We start from the raw sequence: 1,999 nt of genomic DNA, 5'->3' as shown, positions 1-1,999 counted from the left end.
GGAATATCTTTGAATTCTTCAATTTTGTCATAATGCTCAGTTTTAGGATTCCACACGCAGGCATCAAAATATTCTGTGCCAGAAGCTCCAAAGCTGCCCAAATAAAACAATACGTCTTCTTTTATACCGTCAAAATTTATGTCCGCCAATATGCAACTATCAATACGTTCTCCATTTGGTACAAGATCATCGTCTTCAGGATATTTGTATCCGAAGCGATGAATTGTCTTGTCGCCACGTTTTATAATCACTCCATAATCAACATCGTCAACCTCATGCTCTATCATAAGGCTTAGAGTGTCGTCATTACTTCTCATAGAAGAATCAGAAGTTGCTTCTTTCTGTGGAACACATTTCGTTTTATTCTTATTGCATCCCCATACTACAAGAAAACTACAAAAAATGAGTAGAATAAAAACTATCTTTTTCATACTTCTTTTTATTTTTATTGCGACAAAGATATAAACCGCTTCCTTCCTGACTGTAATCGGAATGAGATATTATCACGTTCCAATTGCGCACAGGTCGAAAGTGTGGCTATCATTATCGGGGCAAAGAGGGACGGATGTCCTTCTTCGTCCAATAATATAAGCTGTTCATTTTGAATGTAGAGGTTAATGCCACAATGTTGCAATTTATTCAGAATTAAATGTAACTTACTTCTATCAATTATTTGTCCGGCTCCAATTCCTCTATTGCGCAAATTGCTTGTAGCTCGACCTTTTTAATGTGAGGATAAGTCTTCTTATAATTATCTGTCACATCTTTAAAGATACTCTCACCGTCACTATAGAATGTAGCCAAGACAACTTCTCTATAATCTTTGAAAGGCAACAAATACCAAACTTCTGTATTATCAGCATTTTGTTGGATGTTAAGAACTCCCTCCATACGTGTATTTCCTTCACTGTATGCATCGGCAAGTAATAGAAACGAAAATAGGGAACGCACTGCGTTCTCTATCTTTTTATCACTTGTTGCGTCTGTTTTTTGAATCCATACCTTTAGAGAAAGCACGAAGTTGTTGCTTCCCAAGGAGGCCATGAAGTGGTGATGAACGGAGAATAACATTATTCACACTCTCTCGGAGGGTGTGACAGAAGTTCTTTTTGTACAAACACTCCTTTCTCGAACTTCCATTTTCCAAACTCATAATCAACGGCAGAACCACGGCTAAAAGATTCAATAATCTTTTCTTTTTCGTTAAGCGTAGGATTGGGAATATCATGGAATGATGGAACAAACAAGAACTTCTGCTTGACTTCATTCCAGACATAAGCATCCCAATATTCCACACCTTGATTTCCGAATTGTCCCAAATATACCAACAGATCTTTATTGCCATCAAACGTCACATCAGTCATCAGACAGCTATCCTTCCGGCCACCATTTGGGTCAAAAGTATCGTCCTTTGGATAAGAGAAAGGTATAATTTGTACTGTTTTCTCCCCTCGCATAATAAATACTTCAAAATCGAAATCCTTGGACTTGGGAGATTGTGTTCTTATAACAGCGTTAAGCGTATCTTCCGATGCAATATCTTGCTTGGTAAAGACTTTGCCCGAAATCACACTATCGGTGTCAATAGACATGCTGTCTTTGGTAGGGTTTCCCTGCCCCACCTTACTTTTCTTGCAACCGAAGATCAACATCAAAGAAAGTATTACTAATGTACTATCGATAATTCTTTTCATTGTCTTTAAATATTTTGATCATTTCATTGCGTTAATTTTTATTATTGTATGCAAAGGTAGTGCTTTTAGCCTTTAAGCCACTATCACACAACCCCTTTCTTTGAAAAGAACGTAAAATCAATAGTATTATTGCGATGATTGTACTTTTATTAATCGTTTCACTCGTTGTACCGTATTTACCCCTTAAACGGATGATTTCCCGACAACAGGAGTCAATAACATTACAATAAGTCCACAAAAGGAAGAACAGATATATGATTTGTCTGGGAAAAAGGTAATATCTACAACTCATTAAAAAGAAAAAA

At 36.7% G+C, this 1,999-nt stretch carries 3 protein-coding genes and 1 pseudogene; all 4 read right to left on the bottom strand.

The window, feature by feature from the left end; all coding sequences use genetic code 11:
• A partial coding sequence (locus DWV53_RS15175; RefSeq protein WP_147468830.1) for a hypothetical protein occupies positions 1–431 on the bottom strand: 431 nt, incomplete at its 3' end.
• 29 nt (positions 432–460) lie between these two features.
• Positions 461–634: pseudogene (locus DWV53_RS16285) on the bottom strand (recombinase family protein); the annotation flags it as partial.
• A 35-nt stretch (positions 635–669) separates the two neighbouring features.
• Positions 670–1,071 (bottom strand): hypothetical protein, encoded by a 402-nt coding sequence (locus DWV53_RS15165; RefSeq protein WP_118155445.1) that lies wholly within the window; start codon positions 1,069–1,071, stop codon positions 670–672.
• Entirely contained in the window at positions 1,071–1,694 is a 624-nt protein-coding gene (locus DWV53_RS15160) for an XAC2610-related protein (RefSeq protein ID WP_118064154.1), read from the bottom strand. Before DWV53_RS15160 ends, DWV53_RS15165 begins: the two co-directional genes overlap by 1 nt.
• Between the last annotated feature and the right edge of the window lie 305 nt (positions 1,695–1,999).

Source organism: Segatella copri (genome assembly GCF_003465495.1).
Taxonomy (GTDB): domain Bacteria; phylum Bacteroidota; class Bacteroidia; order Bacteroidales; family Bacteroidaceae; genus Prevotella; species Prevotella copri_G.
Note: the sequence above shows the minus strand (reverse complement) of the source record. Positions and strands in the feature narration are given on the sequence as shown.

Bases quoted from the DNA above. Each gene is read 5' to 3' on its own strand.
- DWV53_RS15165 (WP_118155445.1), bottom strand. From the start codon at position 1,071: ATGTTATTCTCCGTTCATCACCACTTCATGGCCTCCTTGGGAAGCAAC.
- DWV53_RS15160 (WP_118064154.1), bottom strand. From the start codon at position 1,694: ATGAAAAGAATTATCGATAGTACATTAGTAATACTTTCTTTGATGTTG.